Source organism: Paenibacillus sp. FSL R5-0766 (genome assembly GCF_037971845.1).
Taxonomy (GTDB): domain Bacteria; phylum Bacillota; class Bacilli; order Paenibacillales; family Paenibacillaceae; genus Paenibacillus.
In genome coordinates this window covers 2,124,671-2,143,935 of the sequence record NZ_CP150227.1, presented here as the reverse complement: position 1 = coordinate 2,143,935, position 19,265 = coordinate 2,124,671, and the positions used below count along the sequence as shown (strand labels likewise).

Annotated in this window: 15 protein-coding genes and 2 tRNA genes; 3 read left to right on the top strand and 14 right to left on the bottom strand. The window is 45.2% G+C overall.

Annotated features, from left to right (window positions below; genetic code table 11):
• Nucleotides 1–399: 399 nt before the first annotated feature.
• The gene (locus tag MKY66_RS09755) at nt 400–4,020 is read left to right on the top strand and encodes an S-layer homology domain-containing protein (protein ID WP_076209086.1); all 3,621 of its coding nucleotides are present in this window, start codon (nt 400–402) and stop codon (nt 4,018–4,020) included.
• Nucleotides 4,021–4,221: 201 nt separating this feature from the next.
• Here MKY66_RS09755 and MKY66_RS09750 read toward each other — a convergent pair.
• Nucleotides 4,222–4,285 (bottom strand) — tRNA-Ala (locus tag MKY66_RS09750).
• 1,763 nt (nt 4,286–6,048) lie between these two features.
• Between MKY66_RS09750 and MKY66_RS09745 the strand changes: the two genes are divergently transcribed.
• Nucleotides 6,049–6,120 (top strand) — tRNA-Ala (locus tag MKY66_RS09745).
• 59 nt (nt 6,121–6,179) lie between these two features.
• On the opposite strand, the gene MKY66_RS09740 is transcribed toward MKY66_RS09745, so the two are convergent.
• The 4 genes from MKY66_RS09740 to nrdR all read right to left on the bottom strand — a co-directional run bounded on the left by MKY66_RS09740 (nt 6,180) and on the right by nrdR (nt 9,061).
• On the bottom strand, nt 6,180–6,413 hold the full coding sequence (locus MKY66_RS09740; protein WP_076209087.1) for a hypothetical protein: 234 nt from the start codon (nt 6,411–6,413) through the stop codon (nt 6,180–6,182).
• A 497-nt stretch (nt 6,414–6,910) separates the two neighbouring features.
• Nucleotides 6,911–7,042 carry a hypothetical protein gene (locus tag MKY66_RS09735; protein ID WP_256704113.1) on the bottom strand — a complete coding sequence of 44 codons (132 nt, stop codon included), beginning with the start codon at nt 7,040–7,042 and terminating at the stop codon, nt 6,911–6,913.
• Nucleotides 7,043–7,677: 635 nt separating this feature from the next.
• Nucleotides 7,678–7,944 (bottom strand): hypothetical protein, encoded by a 267-nt coding sequence (locus MKY66_RS09730; RefSeq protein ID WP_076209088.1) that lies wholly within the window; start codon nt 7,942–7,944, stop codon nt 7,678–7,680.
• 649 nt (nt 7,945–8,593) lie between these two features.
• Nucleotides 8,594–9,061, bottom strand: coding sequence for a transcriptional regulator NrdR (nrdR, locus tag MKY66_RS09725; protein WP_026081166.1), 468 nt, complete (start codon nt 9,059–9,061; stop codon nt 8,594–8,596).
• A gap of 116 nt (nt 9,062–9,177) precedes the next feature.
• Between nrdR and MKY66_RS09720 the strand changes: the two genes are divergently transcribed.
• A complete protein-coding gene (locus tag MKY66_RS09720; protein WP_017689472.1) occupies nt 9,178–9,399 on the top strand; it encodes an alpha/beta-type small acid-soluble spore protein in 222 nt (73 codons plus the stop codon).
• Nucleotides 9,400–9,481: 82 nt separating this feature from the next.
• Here the strand turns inward: MKY66_RS09720 and MKY66_RS09715 are convergent, their stop codons facing one another.
• From MKY66_RS09715 to MKY66_RS09675, 9 genes are all read right to left on the bottom strand, one after another.
• Nucleotides 9,482–10,045: a lytic transglycosylase domain-containing protein gene (locus MKY66_RS09715; RefSeq protein WP_036609809.1), complete on the bottom strand. Its 564-nt coding sequence runs from the start codon at nt 10,043–10,045 to the stop codon at nt 9,482–9,484.
• A complete protein-coding gene (coaE, locus tag MKY66_RS09710) occupies nt 10,042–10,638 on the bottom strand; it encodes a dephospho-CoA kinase (RefSeq protein WP_076209089.1) in 597 nt (198 codons plus the stop codon). Before coaE ends, MKY66_RS09715 begins: the two co-directional genes overlap by 4 nt.
• Nucleotides 10,639–10,647: 9 nt before the next feature.
• Nucleotides 10,648–11,463: a manganese efflux pump gene (locus MKY66_RS09705; protein ID WP_076209090.1), complete on the bottom strand. Its 816-nt coding sequence runs from the start codon at nt 11,461–11,463 to the stop codon at nt 10,648–10,650.
• 100 nt (nt 11,464–11,563) lie between these two features.
• Nucleotides 11,564–12,391 (bottom strand): DNA-formamidopyrimidine glycosylase, encoded by an 828-nt coding sequence (gene mutM, locus MKY66_RS09700; RefSeq protein ID WP_036669994.1) that lies wholly within the window; start codon nt 12,389–12,391, stop codon nt 11,564–11,566.
• Nucleotides 12,392–12,509: 118 nt separating this feature from the next.
• The gene (polA, locus tag MKY66_RS09695) at nt 12,510–15,164 is read right to left on the bottom strand and encodes a DNA polymerase I (protein ID WP_076209091.1); all 2,655 of its coding nucleotides are present in this window, start codon (nt 15,162–15,164) and stop codon (nt 12,510–12,512) included.
• Between the two features lie 235 nt (nt 15,165–15,399).
• On the bottom strand, nt 15,400–16,059 hold the full coding sequence (phoU, locus tag MKY66_RS09690; protein WP_017689478.1) for a phosphate signaling complex protein PhoU: 660 nt from the start codon (nt 16,057–16,059) through the stop codon (nt 15,400–15,402).
• A 63-nt stretch (nt 16,060–16,122) separates the two neighbouring features.
• Entirely contained in the window at nt 16,123–16,878 is a 756-nt protein-coding gene (gene pstB, locus MKY66_RS09685) for a phosphate ABC transporter ATP-binding protein PstB (RefSeq protein WP_076209092.1), read from the bottom strand.
• A gap of 229 nt (nt 16,879–17,107) precedes the next feature.
• Complete coding sequence (locus tag MKY66_RS09680; protein ID WP_076209093.1) at nt 17,108–18,289, bottom strand: methyl-accepting chemotaxis protein; 1,182 nt, start codon at nt 18,287–18,289, stop codon at nt 17,108–17,110.
• 152 nt (nt 18,290–18,441) lie between these two features.
• Entirely contained in the window at nt 18,442–19,170 is a 729-nt protein-coding gene (locus MKY66_RS09675) for a response regulator transcription factor (protein WP_036609823.1), read from the bottom strand.
• Nucleotides 19,171–19,265 lie beyond the last annotated feature (95 nt).

The following is a 19,265-nucleotide window of genomic DNA, read 5'->3' as shown; positions in this document are numbered from 1 at the left end:
CCGCATAGCATTCTCCCCTTCGGTTAATTTTCAGAAGCATACAACCCATATCCCTCACCTTTAAAACCAGACCCCCTCGCTCAAGGTACTAGAGATACGTCTTAAAAAAGAATGCGCTTACATTTCTTCTCATATTACGTCTTCAACACTTCCAATTCAATGTAGTATCTTGTTCATAAGGTGGATTTTTTTATTGCAATTCACGCTAACTTCAACACTATCCCTATACTTCGAAGTAATCGTTTTCATTCTGAATATACTCTATGTTTAAATTAAAGGATTGAACGCCTGATAAACATAATATATATAGTTGGGCGCTTGTCATATGGCAACGTGTCCGAAGACGATGCGGGTAAGCCATGGGCGCACCGGATCGAAAAATAAGGAGGATTTTCATTTATGCCAAAACGATTTAGCAGAATGCTCGCGTTCCTCTGTTGCTTGGTAATGGTGGCGTCGCTAATGCCTACCAGCTATGCCGCCGCCACTGACAACATCGAGAACGCAGAAGCGAATGAAACACCCACCGCCATTTTTGGAACTCCCGAACTCGGGTCAAACGACCCACTCTGGGACCAGACCATGGAGCATCACATCAACAAAAGCACTGTGCCCGCCGATCCCAGACCCCATGCCACGGGCACAGCCAGAATCCTTTGGGACCATGACTACCTGTATGCCCGAGTATTTGTGAATGACAGTAATCTATATCAGGGAGCTGGCGGAGATCACCAGTACGACAGCCTGGAGTTTTATGTCGGCACCGGAACCGGAGGCTCAAACCAATGGCGCGTCAGCGCGACGGGCGTGTTCTCAGGGCAGGCCGCTCCGGGCAGAGCTGCATGGACCCAGATCACGGAAACAGGATATATCGTGGAGATGAGAATACCCAAAAGAACCTTGACCTTGGAGGAGGGCAAGCTTACCTTTGAGGTTTATATTAATAACTCAACGGAAAAGGGCGGTGACCGCTATGAAGTCGTTTCCAGTTTCGGAGATCCGGACGCGGCTTACACCAGCGCTGCTTCTTTTACAGACAGCCTGCAGCTCTCTTTAGCCAATGAAGTGGACACCAGATTCTCAATCACCGCCACTGCGGGACCGGGCGGCCGAATAACGCCGAACCCACCCGGCGATGTTCTGAGAGTAGATCGGGACTCTAACAAAGAATTTACGTTTACCCCCGATTCCGGCAAAATGGTGGATACCGTAACGGTAGACGGCGAGACCGCGACTCTCTCTGCTGGCACTTATACCTTTTCGAATATTGAGGCTGACCATACAATTCACGTAACATTCAAAAACGATCCAGACGCGGGGCTGCTTCCCTTTGTTGTATGGAATGACAACTTCGCCAGTGGCGAGTACACAACGGCTGTCATCATTGATTTAGGCGAGGGGAAGGCAGCGTTAGGCTCCGCGCTTAATCCGGACTTGTTTGCCTTATCGGCTAGGAACACGACCCTGAACGGCGAAGCAGTTACCTTTGAAGGAACGCGCAAGATCACAAGGGTATATGCTAATGACGAACCGAAGGTACGCGGCTATCTGGGGCCGGTAAGCAATTCACCGGATTATCAGGACGGACTGGCAAGTGGCCGTTACATCGTAGTTGAGTCTGAGTTTTATTCAGCGAGCGGCGGCAAAACAACGCTGGATGGCAGCAGTAACTCGACAAAGCAGGTTTACAACATCGTACCAAACGGAGAGATCGTACTGACAGAGGGGAGTCCACTTCGCAACGTGGTTTTTGAACAGGAAAAAGTTGTGAATCCAATCCTTGACAAGTTTACAACATTCACGGACAATTCGGTCAATCGCTCGCTCTACCTTCACAAGGATGAAGACGGTAAAGTGATCAAAGGATTGCCGCTGTATGTTTATACACACGGCATGTCACGCGGCGGCACAAACGCTGGGACAGACCAAAAAGCGGCCATGAAATCCGCCAACGGCTCGGTCGCTCTAATGAAAAAAATGGAGAAAAATCCTGACAAGTACGCCAGCCATGTACTGAATATTTCCTATAATGGCGTATCTGTTCCCTCAACAGAGAATGTTAAGAAGGTCATAGACGCCCTGATTGCCAGCGGCGAAGTAGACCCTAACCGTGTTTACGCAGCTGGCTTCTCCTGGGGTGGCCAGTATACAAACAACTTAGTTAACAGCTACCCTGGCTTCTTCGCCGCCGCCGCACCTATGGCCCCGGTAAGCGGTTCACCGAACGCTAAGGACAATGACGCTCACAACAACCTGGCCTATTGGATGTTTTTAAATGCTCATAATGTTGGAGGCTACCAGACTAACCTCAATAACTTTATCAATAACAATATGCCGAAAATGATCAACGCAAGGGCTTCGCGCTTTGAGAGTAATGAGGTCCTCACGTGGCCCTACAATCAATTTGATCAGCCGAATCTGAGGCCGAATCCGGCCAACACACCTGTTCTGGCTGATTACATAGCGCACGAAGTTGAAGCGGCGGTTCTTTACAACGAGATAACTATGGGGGATTGGAGCATAGCTCCCACGGCGCAGTCCTCTAACTTGCCGGCTTGGAACAATGACTACACAGACGTCTTTGAATGGATGTTTGCACAGAGAAAACCGGTCGTGCCCGGTGCTCCGAGCGGCTTCAAGGCGACAGCCGGTGACGGACAGGTCACACTGAGCTGGACCGCCCCTGCTGACAACGGTGGCAGTGCGATCTTGGGCTACAAGGTATGGTATGGCAACGTAACGCCGGTCGTAATCGATGCGTCGGAGACCAAGTATACCTTCAAGAACCTGACAAACGGCCAAAATTACAGCTTCAAAATCGTTGCGGTGAACGCGAAGGGAGACGGCGCGGAGATCAGTGCACCGGCGATGCCGACGAAGACGACGACTCCTACCGTACCTGGTTCTGGTGGTACTACGGGCAACAACGGTAATACAGGCAACAGTGGTAATACACACAACACTAACAATACGAACACCGGGACAGACGCTGGAATGTCGAAATCGACCTACACATTGAATACACCGAAGGATAAACCCGCTATCACAGACAAAAATGGCAACACCACCCTGCCCGGCGGCGGCACGATTACGACCAAGGGAGGGACGGAGATCAAGGTGCCCGAAGGCACAACGATAGACTCAAATGGTAAGGTAACCATTCCGGCAGACAAGAGCGCCGAAGTGACACTACCCGCCAGCAACAGCACGGTGACCATTTCTGGCGGCTCGACGATAGCGAGCGACGGTACGGTCACAGTAGGCGGCAAAGACGCGCATGTGAAACTGCCAAACGGCAACCAGGTGCATATCCAAGGAGGATCGAAGATACGGAGCGGTGGAACGGTTGTGGTAGGACCCAGCGGTGCAAGAGTTGGCTTAGACAACGGCATGTCGCTGAACATCCGTGAGGGTACGGAGCTGGCGTTTGATGACTCCATCCCACTGGGCTTCCACGTGATAACAGGTAATCCTTTCAGGGATGCCGACATGGACGACTGGTTCTACAACGATATAAATTTCGCCTACACATACGATCTTTTCAACGGCACGACGTCCACAACGTTCTCACCGGGCAACGCAATGACGCGTGCAATGTTCGTGCAGGTACTGGCCAATCTTGAGAACATAAATCTCTCCAGCTACACAAGTTCCCGCTTTAGCGACGTGACGGACGGACAGTGGTACACCGCGGCAGCCGAGTGGGCGGCTGAAAAAGGCATAGTCAACGGTACAAACGCAGACCTGTTTGACCCCAATTCACCAATGACGCGTGAGCAGATGCTGGTGATCCTGTACAACTACATGAAGTACAAGGGCTATGAGATACCTGAAAGCCACTCTAAGTCCTTCACGGATCAGAGTGAGATCAGCTCCTGGGCGTTGGAGGCCGTTCAGGCGCTGCAAGGCAACGGCATTGTATTAGGCAAACCGGGCAACTTTTTTGCTCCCAAAGCCACCGCCACCCGCGCCGAAGTAGCCACGATCTTTGTAAGATTCGTCGAATATCTGGCTAACTGAAAGCGTATACAGATAAATGCAGACCCTTCCGGTTGGACAAAATCCAGCCGGAAGGGGATCCTTGTTTTCAAACTGACCCTCGATTTTTTGCATCTAGAATATTCGTCCTCAAGTCCAAAAATTCTAATTAATTAATGCATGTTCTGATTTATTTCACGCACAAAAAAACGCCATCAAATAATGTGATGGCGTTCTTGATTATGGAGCCTAGGGGGATCGAACCCCTGACCTCATCGCCGCCAGCGATGCACTCTCCCACGTAGTTCAGAAACACTTCCATTTCCAGCATTAGATAGAAACTGCACAATATCCAGTCTGAATTTAATATCAACACCATCGCGCATTACAGTGACAACATCGATGATGCTTCTTAACATAGTTTTCTTTTTTTCATCAGTCGCATCCTTGAAAATATCAATCCATACACTGATACTTTCAGCTAATTCTTTAATGTCGATAAGCTCCGATTTTTTAGACTGTAAATCTATTTCTAGTTTTCTTACTTCGGAATCTATAAGTGTCAACTCGTTTTGTTTTTGTTCTATTAATTCATTAAGCATTTCAGGTTTGAATACACTCTTCCCCAAGATACTTTTCGATATTTCAGATTTCAGAGCGTTTATTTCTTCGTAGCATGATTCAAGCTCTTTGTTTTTATTTTCAACCTCCTGTTTAATATAGTCGTATTCATCTTGATTATAGTCTTTGGCATATTCTTGATAATCCATCTTTTTTAAATAAGAAAGATAATTATCCACCTCTTCTAAAACGGGATCTTCTATTTTGGCTTGAGCATACATTGTTTGCCCCGCACATTCAACTTTCTTTAGTGCTTTCCCGCTACATCTGTATACTGCTCTCTTCCACTTCTGGATGTCTCCATTAGCTAGAATATATTTCTTACTATTATAAGTAGTCGTTAATGGTGATCCACAATAGCCGCATCGGATCATTCCAACAAGCAATAACGGACTTTTGGTACTATTTACTCTTGAGTAAAAGTGGTTTTTAATATTCTCTACCGATCTAGAGCTCCTAAATGTTTGTATGTAATCAAAATCATCTTCCGGTATGATAACTAAGTGAGTTTGACATTTTTCAGGCATTTTCCATTCACTTCTATCCTTTGTAACAAAAACCCCTTCTTTAGACTTTCTTTTTCCATATGCAGGATACCCCTTATAGGTTGGATTTCTTAATATGAAGTTTATTGCTCCTGTATTCCAATTGGAGCCAGTTGCAGTTTTAATTCCTCTTTCATTTAAATATTGCGAGATTCTATTACTTCCATAACCTTCATCTTTAACGAGATTAAATATTTCTCTAATTACAATAGCGCTCTCTTCATCAATTTCAAGCATCATAAGTTCTTTGCCTTTTTTATTTACATGTCCTGATTTTACTAGCTTATATCCAAACGGTGCGCTTCCACCTCTAAAAGCACCATCCTCAGCCATTTGCACATGTTTTTCGTCTACACGCATGGAAGTCTTACGTGACTCAATATTAGATTGCCAGAAGCGAAGAAAGTTAGTGATATCATGGCTCTCATCTTTAAATTCTTGCTGCCCTTCTTTGACTGACCACACTTCCACTCCTTGAGTGGTAAACCATTTAATTAACATAGGCGTTTCATATGTTCTTCTTCCTAATCTATCAAACATAAAACACAATAAAATGTCGTAATTTCCATTTTCAGCATCATATTTTGCTCTTTGTATTTCATCGCGATCATCGTTAGATGTCTTATATCCAGATACACCTTTCTCCACATACTCCTTTACTAATGTCCAACCTTTTGAATCTATAAATTCGATACACGATCTTCTTTGCATTGGTATATCATTTCCATCCAACTGTCCTTTAGTAGAAACCCTGTAGAATGTTGCTACACGTAACTTACCTGCCATAATTAATCCCTCCAATCGCTCTTATGTACATCCATAATTATATAGCATTTCTTTAATTGAGTAAACAAGCGTTGACTGTTTAAGATTAAAATGATATATTACTTTTTGTGTTCATCTCGGGGCGTTAGTTCAGTGGGAGAACGCTTCGCTGGCAGCGAAGAGGTCAGGGGTTCGACCCCCCTACGCTCCATAAATTTAAGACCCTATCTAATGTAGGGTCTTTTTCTTCATTTAAATATGTAATGTTTCTTATTCCCCGATATTGAAGGCTACCTTTTGGTCTAACTCTGCTATATTCACTGCATTTGAAAAACTCAAATTTACCCACATCATAGTCTTGCTATTAAACCGCTTTAATCCGTCTATTTTTCCGGTTGAATCTATACTAGTAATTCGATATGTATTATTTCCAATATTAATCTCTTCTCCAACAACTTCTTCTATGTATGCACTTTCTTTTAACCGCTCATACTCAATACTCATCCTGCGTCAATAGCGATAAGTGATCTGCATACTTTGCCGAGATGAGCCCGTCATGATGAAAGTCATGAATCCTATCCGCTATCTCAAATGACATCATTCCATTTTCACGCAACAAATTGATTAGTGCCAATATTACAGCGTCCTTATTTTCCCTTTTCGACATTCAAAAACTCCTCTATGTTTTTTGTTTACTTCATACTTTAACTTGGTATAGTGGCCCACCGTTAGATATTGCTACAGTATATGAAAGCATTCCGTGGGATGAAGAAACCCTTAAAGATAATAACGGCATATTCTTTTATAAAATTGCCCCATCGCTTGAAGAGTTGAATAAGTTTGGCGATAGTCTTTCATCTAACTAGCCCCCTAACAAGGGCTTTTTATTTTGTCTCAGTTTGTTTCATATGTGATTTTATTAAAATTTGATCTATTCATCTAATAGACACTTCAATATTTTTTTCCATAATTTATATCTATTTCTTCATTAACTCCTGCAATCAAACTTCTTTCATCGCTTCCCCAACCTCTTCATCAGAAAGTTGGTCATATTCCTCACCATTGAAATGTAAAAGAATATTTGTCATAATGTCTCCCTCTTCTGACTCAGAGTACATCTTCCATGCTGCCATGCCATGATTCTTATAGTTGTCTTCACATTTATCCATCCATTCGTTTACAATTGATACGTACTCACGAATCGCTTCATTCTTATCATCAAATTAAAACACTTCCGTTTTAAAGTGTCGCGGCTGTCTATTGATGCGCTTTGAGTCATCAAGATAGAAATGTGCTAAGATAATTTGCCATGGTTTCATGCTTACTCCTCTTTTCTAATTGTAGTTTTATTGTAATTCTTCAATTCAGTTTTAAATCCTATATGTATTGTCGAATATCCAAGTCCGACTTTGAATTGTACAATAACTACTGTTTGTGATATTTAATTTCACACAAGAGTTGGAACCCAAAGTTCTCTTATCCTTGGTCGTCAATAATATAGGACTCGCCATAAACGGCTAGTTGCAAGGATTCGCTTTTCGATTTAGAAAAGAATGTGGTAAGGGATTTACCCCGATTTCGTGGAGGAGTATTGTTCGTGTTATGCTTGAATTGGATGAAATAATAGGCGATAATCCAATGTGCACAAAAATGTGCATATTCAAAACATGAACAATCAGGATTGGTTATGAGCCATCATAACGTTGGGGGTTACTAGTTATCAGGTAAAGCAAAAAACAGCCGTGTGAGGGCTGTTAGGAGTGTTTCATTATATACTAACTCTTTGTTTGGAACGATCTATTTTAAAATCAGCCAGTATATATTTTGAGTAGATGCCTTGCTTCATGCATTCCCCACAAAACGTACCAACTTCAGTTGAACTTAAACGTATAGTTCTTTGACATCTGTTACACTCACACATCAATAATTTCTTCCTTAACTCATAATATTTCTTTGAAAGAGCTATGGTTTTATCATTGGTGTATCCTTCTTTTACTCGCTGCTTCTTACGATGATTGTTTGCTTTAAATCTCACTAATTGAACCAACTCCTCACATTTTTATTTCCTTTTTATTCTAACATACTTCGGTACTATACCCCAAGTTTTTACATCATAAGAACAAATAAAAAAGCCCCTAAGGGGCCGTATTTGAGAAGTCAGGTTGCATATAGCCAAGTTGGGTCATCAAGTATCTCCAAGTTAATTCAACCAGATTGCTAAGACTATTAAAAATTACCGATGAAAGGTCGGTAAAATTTGGAGTGTATTTGTAAAGTAAAATTGCTATCGCTGCAACTCCAAGGATGAATAGATATTTGATTTCATCCAATTTAATTGCGCGTATTATATTCATGTCCTTGATATTTATAGGGATATTATCCCATGAGAAGGACTGGAAATAAAAAAAGCTACGCTTTAAGCGTAGTTTCTAAATTGCTTTGTTATGTACTTTGGTAGTGTTTCTAGTAAGCGGGTTCTCCCAGCTGAGCTAAGGCCCCAGGATATGAAATAGATAACTTGTCCAGCACTGCTACGTTCCACAGGCGACTCCTATATCATATAAAATCCAGCTTTCGCTGTCAATCACTTTTTCAAGATCCAAAGTGATTGGAGAAGAACAACCGATTTCTCTGGTACACACGGACTGGAACTCCAGACTGCTCTTCTCCCTTTCCCCACTTCACTAATCCTCCAGATTGTCTTTGGACAACAGGGATTTCAGTTCTTTCATGAACATATTGATATCTTTGAACTGGCGATATACCGACGCAAAGCGTACATAAGCCACTTCATCTACGGGAAACAGCTGCTCCATCAATAACTCACCAATCTGGCGACTCTCGACTTCAGCATCGGCTGTATTACGCAGAGATTTCTCTACTTCAGATACCATCATCTCCAGGGTCTCTACGGAGACTGGACGTTTCTCACAGGCACGAATAAGCCCGCGGAGAATCTTGTCCCGGCTGAACTCTTCCCGACTGCCATCTTTCTTAATAACAATCAGTGGAGTCTCTTCAATCATCTCAAACGTTGTAAATCTGCGGGCACACTGCTCACACTCACGGCGACGACGAATGGATTTTGCCTCGTTGGCCGGACGCGAATCAAGCACTTTGGTACCCATATAACCGCAATAAGGACACTTCAAATCAGATCACTTCCCACGTTTTACTTTTTACCACATATTCCCTGTCTTGATTTTGTAATGAAAAATGCATTGCCGACACATAATACTTTTACCAACCCACGAGGAGGTGAACAGCAATGGCACAAAGCAATGGTAACTCCAACAACCTGGTGGTAACTAAAGCTTCCGCAGCACTCGAGCAAATGAAATATGAAGTTGCTCAAGAACTCGGAATCAGCATCCCACAAGACGGATACCAAGGTAACATGACTTCTTACGAGAACGGTTCGATCGGTGGATACATCACGAAGCGTCTGGTAACAATTGCAGAACAGCAATTGGCAGGTCAATACCAATAATATCTGCATCGTAATACGCTACACAGAGGAGCATGGAGCGGCCGGTGAATAACCGGCCTGCTCTGTGCTTCTACTTATATACTTAGAACGTATTATAGATCTTTACATACTGATTATAATAGTAAATGACTCTTTGTACATAGTGACGCGTCTCACCAAACGGAATATCTTTCACCGTATCAAATGAGCCATCCCACACACCATCTCTAAGCCAACTGTTCACTTTGCCTGGTCCCGCATTATAGGCAGCGATCATAACTGCTTCATTGCCATCGAATTGATCGGATAGATTCCGCAGATACCATGTGCCTAACTGAATATTTCGTTCAGGCTCGTGCTTTAATTCCTCCAGTGAAGTGTCGGGAATTTTGGCTTGTTCCAGTATCCAGTTTGCCGTGTCTGGCATCAGTTGCATGAGCCCGATGGCGCCCCGTTTGGATTCCTTGCTTGTCTTAAAATTGGTCTCCACCTTGATAATGGAAGCAATCAGAAACGGATCAACCTCATAACTCTGAGATTGGGCACGGATCTCTTCCTTATAATGTATGGGATAGAACCATGCCATCCAGTTAGTATTCAGAAATAACACCAGTACAAAGGACACAAACATCAACAGCAGTACACGTTTCTTACGCAATATTCTCATAACAAACCCTTACGCTGTAGAAATGAGTCAATTTGCTGCTCCGTCGCAGGCCATAAACCGCTGTTATCAATGACAATGTCTGCCAGCTTCTTTTTGCGCTCAATATCCATCTGTACATCCATCCGGGCCTCAGCCTGTTCTGCAGTCATTCCATCCCGACTCATCAAGCGATCTCGTTGGACCGACCTTGGAACATATACAACCATGACTTCCTCGAAACCATCTTCCAGACCTGATTCATAGAGCAAAGGAATATCAGACACCACAAGTTTATCCGGATGTTGCAATTCGTATGCAGCAGCCCGTTCACGCATCACTCTTCGGATCGCCGGATGTGTGATAGCCTCCAATGCCTTTCGTTCCTCTGGTTGTTGAAAAACAATGCTTCCGAGCTTTTTCCGATCCAGTGTTCCATCTTCGTTCAGTATGGCTTGTCCAAACCGCTTAACAGCGGCGGCCAACACGGGATGCCCGGGCATCATAACTTCCCGGGCAATAACGTCTGCATCGATGAGCAACGCTCCCTTACTGGCGAGATAGGCGGAAACACTGCTTTTGCCTGTCGCGATCCCGCCGGTTAAGCCTATATTCATCGTTTCACCTCATAACAACTTCATTATTCCCATAATCATTAACATTAGCGCTGGCAATACAGACAGTCTTCGCATCCAGCGCAGAGCTGAGAATCGTAGGCCAACCTTCATGCCGAGTGACAGAAACGCCCCACTAAACAGTGCAATAATGAGTGCTGTCCATAGTGTAGGGAATCCCAGAAGTGCCGCTCCCAAACCTGCTCCAAACGCATCCAGAGACAGGGCAATACCAAGCCACATCGCTTCTTGGGCAGATATACTCCCCGAGTTATCCATATCCGCCTTGGAGGGACTGCGAAGGATCTGAATGACAACGCCCAGCTTGCGCAACTCCAGTGTAAATACCATTCGTTCCAGTGATCCATTTGAAGCCGACTGCTCCAGATCCAGTGCAAGCACCTGATTTCTGCCCTTTGAAGTCGACAGTCTCTCTTGTGCTTCTCCCACCCCAGTTACCGTTTCTTCTGTTCCCTCACCCATTCCAGTGTCTATTTCCAGCTGTTCTTTGCCTTGCTTCCGAATTAGTTGCAACAGTGACCATGCACCAATACCTATCAATATGACGGCTCCCACGATCGAAGCGATATCCGGTGACACCACATGGGACAACAACACACCTACTTGCATCGACAAGGCAATAACCAATCCCGAACAGATCGAAATAACAGCGATAGATAACAGGGGAATCTTAGTCCTCCGTAACCCATATGTAATCCCGACTCCAAAACCATCTAAACTAAGCGCCAAAGCAAGCGCCAGCAATGAAATAAAATGATGCAGCACCCCGGACTCCTCCTCTGTGCGGTACTCGTGCCAACTGAAGATGCCAGTATGGGTATACGCCCGCTTATTTCTGCCATATCAGTATATGGAGGGAGGAATCCAAGGGTGCTATGATTTCATCATTTCGTTCATTCAGTTCATGTTACAACAGCTGACAGTTTGGACAAAAATGCGTGCCACGGCCACCAACCACCGTTTTTTCAATTAACGTACCACAAGTTGTACATGGTTCTGATTTGCGTCCATAGATTTTCAGTTGATGCTGGAACATCCCCATCTCACCCTGTCCATTCACATAGGACTTGATGGAAGATCCACCTGCATTCACTGCATCTTGCAACGTAGCCACAATCGCTTCATGAAGCACCGTTAACTGAGCTTCGGTCAGTGTCTTGGCGATGGTCTCGGGATGGATACCTGCGCGAAATAAAGCCTCGTCCACATAAATATTCCCGATACCAACCACATATGCCTGATTTAAAAGCACAGCCTTGATTTTGGTTGTACGCTTGCCAACCGCCTCGCGGAATGCAGTTACCGTAAAGGCTGGATCAAGCGGCTCCAGTCCCAGCTTCAGCAGAGGTTTGGACACCAGTTCCTCACCTGCATTGAACAGATGCATCGTACCAAATTGACGCACATCCTTATAACGCAATTCCGTACCATCATTAAAATGGAAGATCACATGTGTATGTTTCTCCACATCTTCATGCTGCTCGTACACACCGTATCTTCCTTCCATCCGCAGATGGGAGACAAGCACCAGCCCGTCCAGCAAAATACGCAAAAACTTGCCGCGGCGCTCCACCCCAATAACGGTATGTCCCGCTAGTTCCATTGCAAATGCATCTATGTCGTCCGGCCGCTGAATAATCCGCGGCAAGCTAACGGTAACATGATCAATCGTTTTGCCCACAATAAGTTGATTCAATGTTCTTCTGACTGTTTCGACTTCCGGTAATTCCGGCATGATGTTCTCACCTCCCCTATATTATAACGGAAGATGGCACTCAGCGGGACCCTTTTCTTATATCTCAAACATGGAAAGGCCTTTTGTAAAATACCGGAAAAACCGCGCAGCACTTGATTTATTTCGCTTCGTACCAGTTATCACCAAAGCTGACTTCTGCTTTCAGAGGAACGGACAGTTCCAAAGCTTTTTCCATAACAGAAGGGACTAACTCTTTCATCAGTTCCAATTCATCCGCAGGCACTTCGAATACAAGCTCATCGTGCACCTGAAGCAACATACGGCTCTTCAGCTTGCGTTCCCGCAGCGCTTCATCCATCTGTACCATGGCCAGCTTGATGATATCTGCCGCTGTTCCCTGAATCGGTGTATTCATCGCCGTACGCTCTGCGAAGGAACGCAGATTGAAGTTGCTGGCATTAATCTCTGGCAGGTAACGACGTCGTTCCAACAGCGTTTTGACGTAACCATCCTGACGAGCTTCCTTCACAATGTCATCCATATATCGGCGGACACCCTGGAATACTTCAAAATATTGATCAATAAACTGCGCAGCCTCTTTACGCGTAATGTGCAGGTTCTGGGACAAACCATAATCACTTATTCCATACACGATACCAAAGTTAACTGCCTTGGCGGAGCGACGCATATCTCCATCCACATCCTCAGGCTTCACGCCGAATACATCCGAAGCGGTCTTTGTATGAATATCCATATCGTTGACAAACGCTTCCTTCAAGCGCTCATCGTCCGAAATGTGTGCCAGTACACGCAGTTCAATCTGGGAATAGTCTGCTGCCAAAATGGACCATCCTGGCTCGGAAGGAACAAATACCTTCCGGATTTTGCGACCTTCCTCCATCCGAATCGGAATGTTCTGCAAGTTCGGGAATTGGCTGCTAAGTCGTCCGGTAGCGGCGATGGTCTGACGATAATACGTATGCACCTTGCCATCCCGATTGGATATCTCTTTGAGCAACCCTTCCACATAAGTGGATTGCAGCTTGGCAAGCTGACGATATTGCAGAATATGCTTGACCACATCATTATAAGGAGCCAATTTCTCCAATACTTCCGCATCTGTGGAATAACCCGTTTTTGTTTTCTTCACCACTGGCAAGCCCAATCTATCAAATAAAATCTCACCCAGTTGCTTCGGTGAATTTAGATTAAATTCCGTTCCTGACAGCTTGTAGATCTCAGCCATCAACCTGCTGATCTGTTCTTCAAACTCACTGCCCAAAGCCTGTAGATCGGCTGTATTGGCCTTGATACCCTGTTTCTCCATGTCTGCCAATATGCGTGACAACGGCATCTCCAGTTCATGGAACAGTGAATTCATCTCATCGGTTTCCAACACCTGCTCCTGAAGTGGAATAATGGCTGCTACTGCAGCAGCCTTCCGACATAGGAAATCGCCCAAGATCTCCACTTCCGGTACCTTGTACTTGGCCCCTTTGCCCATAACCGTGTCATCCTCCACAAGTGACGGCAGACCATACTTGGTCGTGAGTCCACTAATCGTCTGGTTGGATTCCGTTGGATCAAGCAAATACGCTGCCAGTTGTACATCAAATGACGCACCAGCAAATTCAATGCCATGCGCATGCAGGGCCAGGTCTACACGATGAAGATCATACCCGCGCTTTGGCTGGTCTGAATTACCAAGCCATGCACGCACTGGAGCCGCTGCCTCGGAATGAAGCAATTCGGGAGATATGAACGTATAGGTTCCAGCGGAACCTACAGCAAGTCCAATCAATTTCGCTTGGTGCGGGTTATCCCCATGTGTCTCCACGTGGAGGACATCAATGGAATCGAGGGAACTGAACAGCTCACTGATGTTGTCCTCTGTTGCAATGGAGGATTCAACTTCGGCAGCAGGAACCGCTTCCTGTTCAGAACCAAGACTGCCACTGAACGACAGGCGTTCGAGCAGAGATTTGAATTCCAGCTTAGCCAATGCAGGGCCAGCATGTTCTTCTTTTAATCCCGCGAATTGCATATCCTCCCACGTCTGCTCCAGCGGAACTTCCCGGTGAATCGTCGCGAGTTGTTTGCTCATCCGGGCATCTTCGGCATGGGCCTCGATCTTTTCTTTCATCTTGCCTTTCAGCTCACTTGTGCCGTTCAGCACATCCTCTACCGATCCGAACTGGTGCAACAGTTTCAACGCTGTTTTCTCTCCAACCCCGGGAATCCCCGGAATGTTATCGGACGCATCGCCCATCAGACCCTTGAGATCAATGATTTGCAATGGCGTCAGACCATAACGCTCTTTAATCTGAGCAGGATCATACAGCTCGATATCGGTTACCCCTTTACGTGTCAGCCCGATATGTACATGTTCGGAAGCAAGCTGCAGCATATCTTTGTCACCCGATACAACAAGCACCTGTCTGCCCGCTTCATCTGCGCGTTTGGTTAACGTTCCGATGATGTCATCCGCTTCGAATCCAGCCAGCTCAAACTGAGCAATACCAAGTCCTTTCAGCAGTTCTTTGAGCAAAGGAAATTGCTCTGACAACTCTGGTGGTGTTTTCTCCCGTCCACCCTTGTATTCCTGGTACCCTTCGTGGCGGAACGTGATTTTGCCTGCATCAAATGCAACCATGACATGTGTAGGCTTATGCTCTTCAAGCAGTCTCAGCAGCATCGTGGTGAAGCCATATACCGCATTCGTATGCAGACCTTTTGAGTTGGTCAGAGGCGGCATTGCAAAAAACGCCCTGTAAATAATGCTATTTCCATCTATGAGAATAAACTTGTCCATTCCAGCACCTCGCGTATTATATGGTCAACCTCTTCAAATTACATCTACTCTCATGATACCATACCCACCTGTCACATCAAAAAGAATAGCCTCTTTTCACTTCATTTTTAATTGCAAAAAAAGAACCTTCTCCGCAGACAGCTGTACACAGCCTACCTGAGAGAAAGTCCTTTTCCATTCATATGATTGCATTACTTAATCAGTACTGATTCCCCAATTCCAAAGTAATACTCTTCTATTGATTCAGATCCGGACGTTTACCTGTCACCAGGTATACCGTGCTCTCACCAATGTTGGTCGCATGGTCGCCAATACGTTCAATGTAACGTCCAACCATCATCAGCAGCATAGCCTGAGAAGCCTGATTAGGATGCTCTGTCATTAACGTGTAGAGATCACTGATCATGTGGCTGTACAGTTGATCGACCTGATCGTCCGTTTGAGCCATTTTATAGGCCAGGTCTGTGTTTTCTTTCAGGAAAGATTCGATGGATTCATCAATCATGGATTTCACGATCTCTGCCATTTGCGGGATATCCACCAGAGGTTTAATCAGCTTCTGTCCATCCATCCGTAGTGTTACCTTCGCCACATCGAGCGCAAGATCTCCCATACGCTCCAGATCACTGGAGATTTTGAATGCCACGATAATACGTCTGAGATCCTTCGCGACTGGCTGTTGTGTGATGATCAGTTTAGAGCCAAGTTCCATAATTTTGTCTTCAAGGGCATTCAGATTCGCATCATTCTTGATGATGACCTGAGCTTTCTCCGCGTTCATCGTTTGTAAACTCTCAATAGCACCATCCAATGCTGCTCCTACATGTTCACCCATTTGTTTGAGCAAAGTACGCAGCTCTTCAAGCTCCTGATCAAATTCTTTTCTGCGAATCATAGATTTCATGTCCTCCTTATCCATCATCTCCGGGTATGCCGGGATCATTCCAATTCAGCTCGCTTAACCGAACCTTCCAGATATATAATCCTCGGTCCGGGAATCTTGCGGTGTGGAGAATAACGTCTCCGTATCAGCTGCCTCCACCACTTCACCATTCAGGAAAAATACCGTGCGTCCAGATACCCTTGCCGCCTGGTGCATATTGTGGGTAACCATAACGATTGTGTACTTGTGATGCAATTCTTTCACCAGTTCCTCAATCTTCAATGTGGAGATCGGATCGAGTGCAGACGTTGCTTCATCCATTAGCAGAACGTCAGGCTGTACAGCCAGCGCCCGTGCAATACAGAGACGCTGTTGTTGCCCGCCAGACAAACTAAGTGCCGACTTTTTCAATACATCCTTCACTTCATCCCATAGGGCAGCATGGACAAGACTTTGTTCCACCAACTGATCCAGTTCAGCCTTTTGGGTTACCCCGTGCAAGCGCGGTCCATAAGCCACGTTATCATAGATGGACTTCGGGAAAGGATTCGGTTGTTGAAACACCATGCCAACTCGTTTGCGCAGTGTCTCCACTTCAATCTCATTACTGTAAATGTCAGAGCCACTCAGCATAACCTGTCCTTCCACACGAACACCCGGAATCATGTCATTCATCCGGTTTAACGTGCGAAGCAATGTCGATTTACCACAACCTGACGGCCCGATGAACGCAGTAACGGTTTTTTCCGGCAGATCCATCGATATATTTTTAAGCGCATGATGCGTATCATAATATAAATTAAGATTTTCAATGTGAATGAGGTCCTTCATGGATGTTCACTTCTCCTTCGCTGCAGGGACACGGAAACTCCCTTTACGTTGAGACCGATACTGATAATCTTTCATCGCTGCTCGGCCATCTTTAATATCCTACCCTTTCATTGTAAAAACAGTATCACTTTCATGTTAACGGAATGTAAAAAAGACATCCTTAACCTTCATGATCTGCTTGATGGATCAATCTGATTGCTGATGCCTGCTTTATTGACTACCTTATAGTTTACTCTCCATTCGAAACCATCTCATCCAGCTTCGTACGAATGTGCTCTGCAACTTCTCCAGCTTTCCCGCCTTCCATGGCGATCTCCTCTGCTATACGAGACAAATCTCTCACCGCACTGTTCAGTTGTCGGAACGTTGCTCCCCCTGCGGTGACATGCACCGAACTGTCGTCAATCTCCGCTCCGCTTGCCTTAACCAGTTCAACAGTCTGAAGGGTCAATCCACCAATATTCTCTAGCAATGAAGACATGTTCCCCGCAACCTCACGGGTCTGTTTCGCGAGCGCTCGAATCTCGCCTGCAACAATCTGAAAACCTCGTCCATATTCACCGGCATGAGCTGCTTCGATGGAAGCATTCAGGGCGAGAAGACCACTTTGATCTGCCAGGGAGCGAATGGATTGTGCCATGCCTGAGCCTGTTTTGATCGAATTCAGCATGTGATCTGCATGTTGACCTTGACTCTCCATATGCTGATGTACCCGGTTATAGGAAGCATCAACGTCCTTCAAACTCTCTTCCCCATGCTTGGACAATGCCATGATCTCACGTGCTTCATGTACAGTCTGATTCGCTGCATGCACCAGCTTGGTGACTGCATCGTTGATTCTCGATATCTCCTGTCTGCTCTCGGTTACCGTACGCACACGTTCTGCCGATGAAGCCTGTTGCAGCCTGCGGGAGAGGGACATCACATCACGCATCGTCAGCACACCAAGCAGTCTGTCTTGTTCCGTAACCAGCAGACAATCGTAGAAATGCTGTTCATTCCGTCCAAGTGCGATATCAATAATCGTTGAGGCTTCCATATGAATATCTGCTATAACCGGAGATGTATTCACTACTTGTATGACCGGCTTACGGTAGAATAAATCTGCGGCAAAACGGCCATTTAACATCCGATATAACGTCTCTCGCATTAACAATCCAGTAGGTTTCATTTGCTCATCACACAATACAATACATGGGTGCTCCTGATCCTGATTCATCATCGTCGCTGCTTCTCCACAGGTCGTATGGACCCCCGCGACAGGAACCTGACGATAATAGTCATGCAAATGGATTACAGTCTCTTCAGCAACTATTGCTACTTCAGTTTGCTCCATTATGGGTGTCGTTAATTCTTCATTATGTAAAACAACATGAGGCTGGTCGGGTTTCACTTCGAGCAACATGGGCATAAATGCGCAATCTCCTTTACGTATTAGCTCCGTCTTGAGGTGGGATGTATAGGTACAAAGTATCACTAATATAAGTCCATGCTACTCCCTCTACGTAAAGTAAAATCTTCCTTTATGTTAAATGAACGTAAAATAAAACTCCCCGATCATTGCTAACTTGAATGATGGGGAGTTTTTCTTTTGACAACCAATTTATAACCTACACCACGAATCGAATCAATGTGAACCGATTCCGGGTCCAGCTCCAGCTTTTTACGTAATGAGCTGACGTGAACATCCACGGTTCGTTGACCTCCGATATAATCGAAGCCCCACACAGCGTTCATCAGATCATCCCTTGTCAGTACCACACCCGGCTTTTTGGCCAAATACAGAAGTACTTCGAACTCTTTTGGACGCAGACTGATGGATTGTCCACCCAGTGTCACTTCATATTTCAGAGGATAAATCTCCAGCTCTCCCAGAATAATTCGTGAGCCATCCTTGTCCTCAAGCTGTGGTAAATCTTCACCATTGGAATAACGTCTTAATACCGCATCCACTCGGGCTAATAGCTCAGACACACCAAACGGTTTGGTAATATAATCATCGGCACCTGATTTCAGTCCCTGTACAACCTCGGCTTCACCGTTCTTGGCCGTCAGAATGATAACAGGTGTACTAACACCCTGTATTCTTAACTTGCTCAGAATGTCCAGACCATTCATGCCCGGAAGCATCAAATCCAGCAAAATGAGATCAAATTCCTGGGACAAGGCCCGATCATATCCTGCAGATCCGTGATCCTCTGCCGTAACGTCATAACCTTCCTGTGTCAGGTTATACGTGAGTAATCTTGATAATGTAGGTTCATCTTCAATAACTAGCAAACGCTGTGCCATGATACCCCTTCTCTCTTCATAGGTTGTCTATTGCCACAACACTTTTTCTATCATAGCACTAATTTGTTAACGCGGTGTAAAACAATACACACTTT

What these genes read in the sequence shown, in the direction of transcription:
- MKY66_RS09680 (WP_076209093.1), bottom strand. Translation starts at nt 18,289, where the DNA reads ATGCCCATGTTGCTCGAAGTGAAACCCGACCAGCCTCATGTTGTTTTA.
- mutM (WP_036669994.1), bottom strand. Translation starts at nt 12,391, where the DNA reads ATGCCGGAATTACCGGAAGTCGAAACAGTCAGAAGAACATTGAATCAA.
- pstB (WP_076209092.1), bottom strand. Translation starts at nt 16,878, where the DNA reads ATGAAGGACCTCATTCACATTGAAAATCTTAATTTATATTATGATACG.
- polA (WP_076209091.1), bottom strand. Translation starts at nt 15,164, where the DNA reads ATGGACAAGTTTATTCTCATAGATGGAAATAGCATTATTTACAGGGCG.
- MKY66_RS09740 (WP_076209087.1), bottom strand. Translation starts at nt 6,413, where the DNA reads ATGAGTATTGAGTATGAGCGGTTAAAAGAAAGTGCATACATAGAAGAA.
- MKY66_RS09735 (WP_256704113.1), bottom strand. Translation starts at nt 7,042, where the DNA reads ATGGCAGCATGGAAGATGTACTCTGAGTCAGAAGAGGGAGACATTATG.
- coaE (WP_076209089.1), bottom strand. Translation starts at nt 10,638, where the DNA reads ATGAATATAGGCTTAACCGGCGGGATCGCGACAGGCAAAAGCAGTGTT.
- MKY66_RS09675 (WP_036609823.1), bottom strand. Translation starts at nt 19,170, where the DNA reads ATGGCACAGCGTTTGCTAGTTATTGAAGATGAACCTACATTATCAAGA.
- MKY66_RS09720 (WP_017689472.1), top strand. Translation starts at nt 9,178, where the DNA reads ATGGCACAAAGCAATGGTAACTCCAACAACCTGGTGGTAACTAAAGCT.
- MKY66_RS09755 (WP_076209086.1), top strand. Translation starts at nt 400, where the DNA reads ATGCCAAAACGATTTAGCAGAATGCTCGCGTTCCTCTGTTGCTTGGTA.
- phoU (WP_017689478.1), bottom strand. Translation starts at nt 16,059, where the DNA reads ATGATTCGCAGAAAAGAATTTGATCAGGAGCTTGAAGAGCTGCGTACT.
- MKY66_RS09715 (WP_036609809.1), bottom strand. Translation starts at nt 10,045, where the DNA reads ATGAGAATATTGCGTAAGAAACGTGTACTGCTGTTGATGTTTGTGTCC.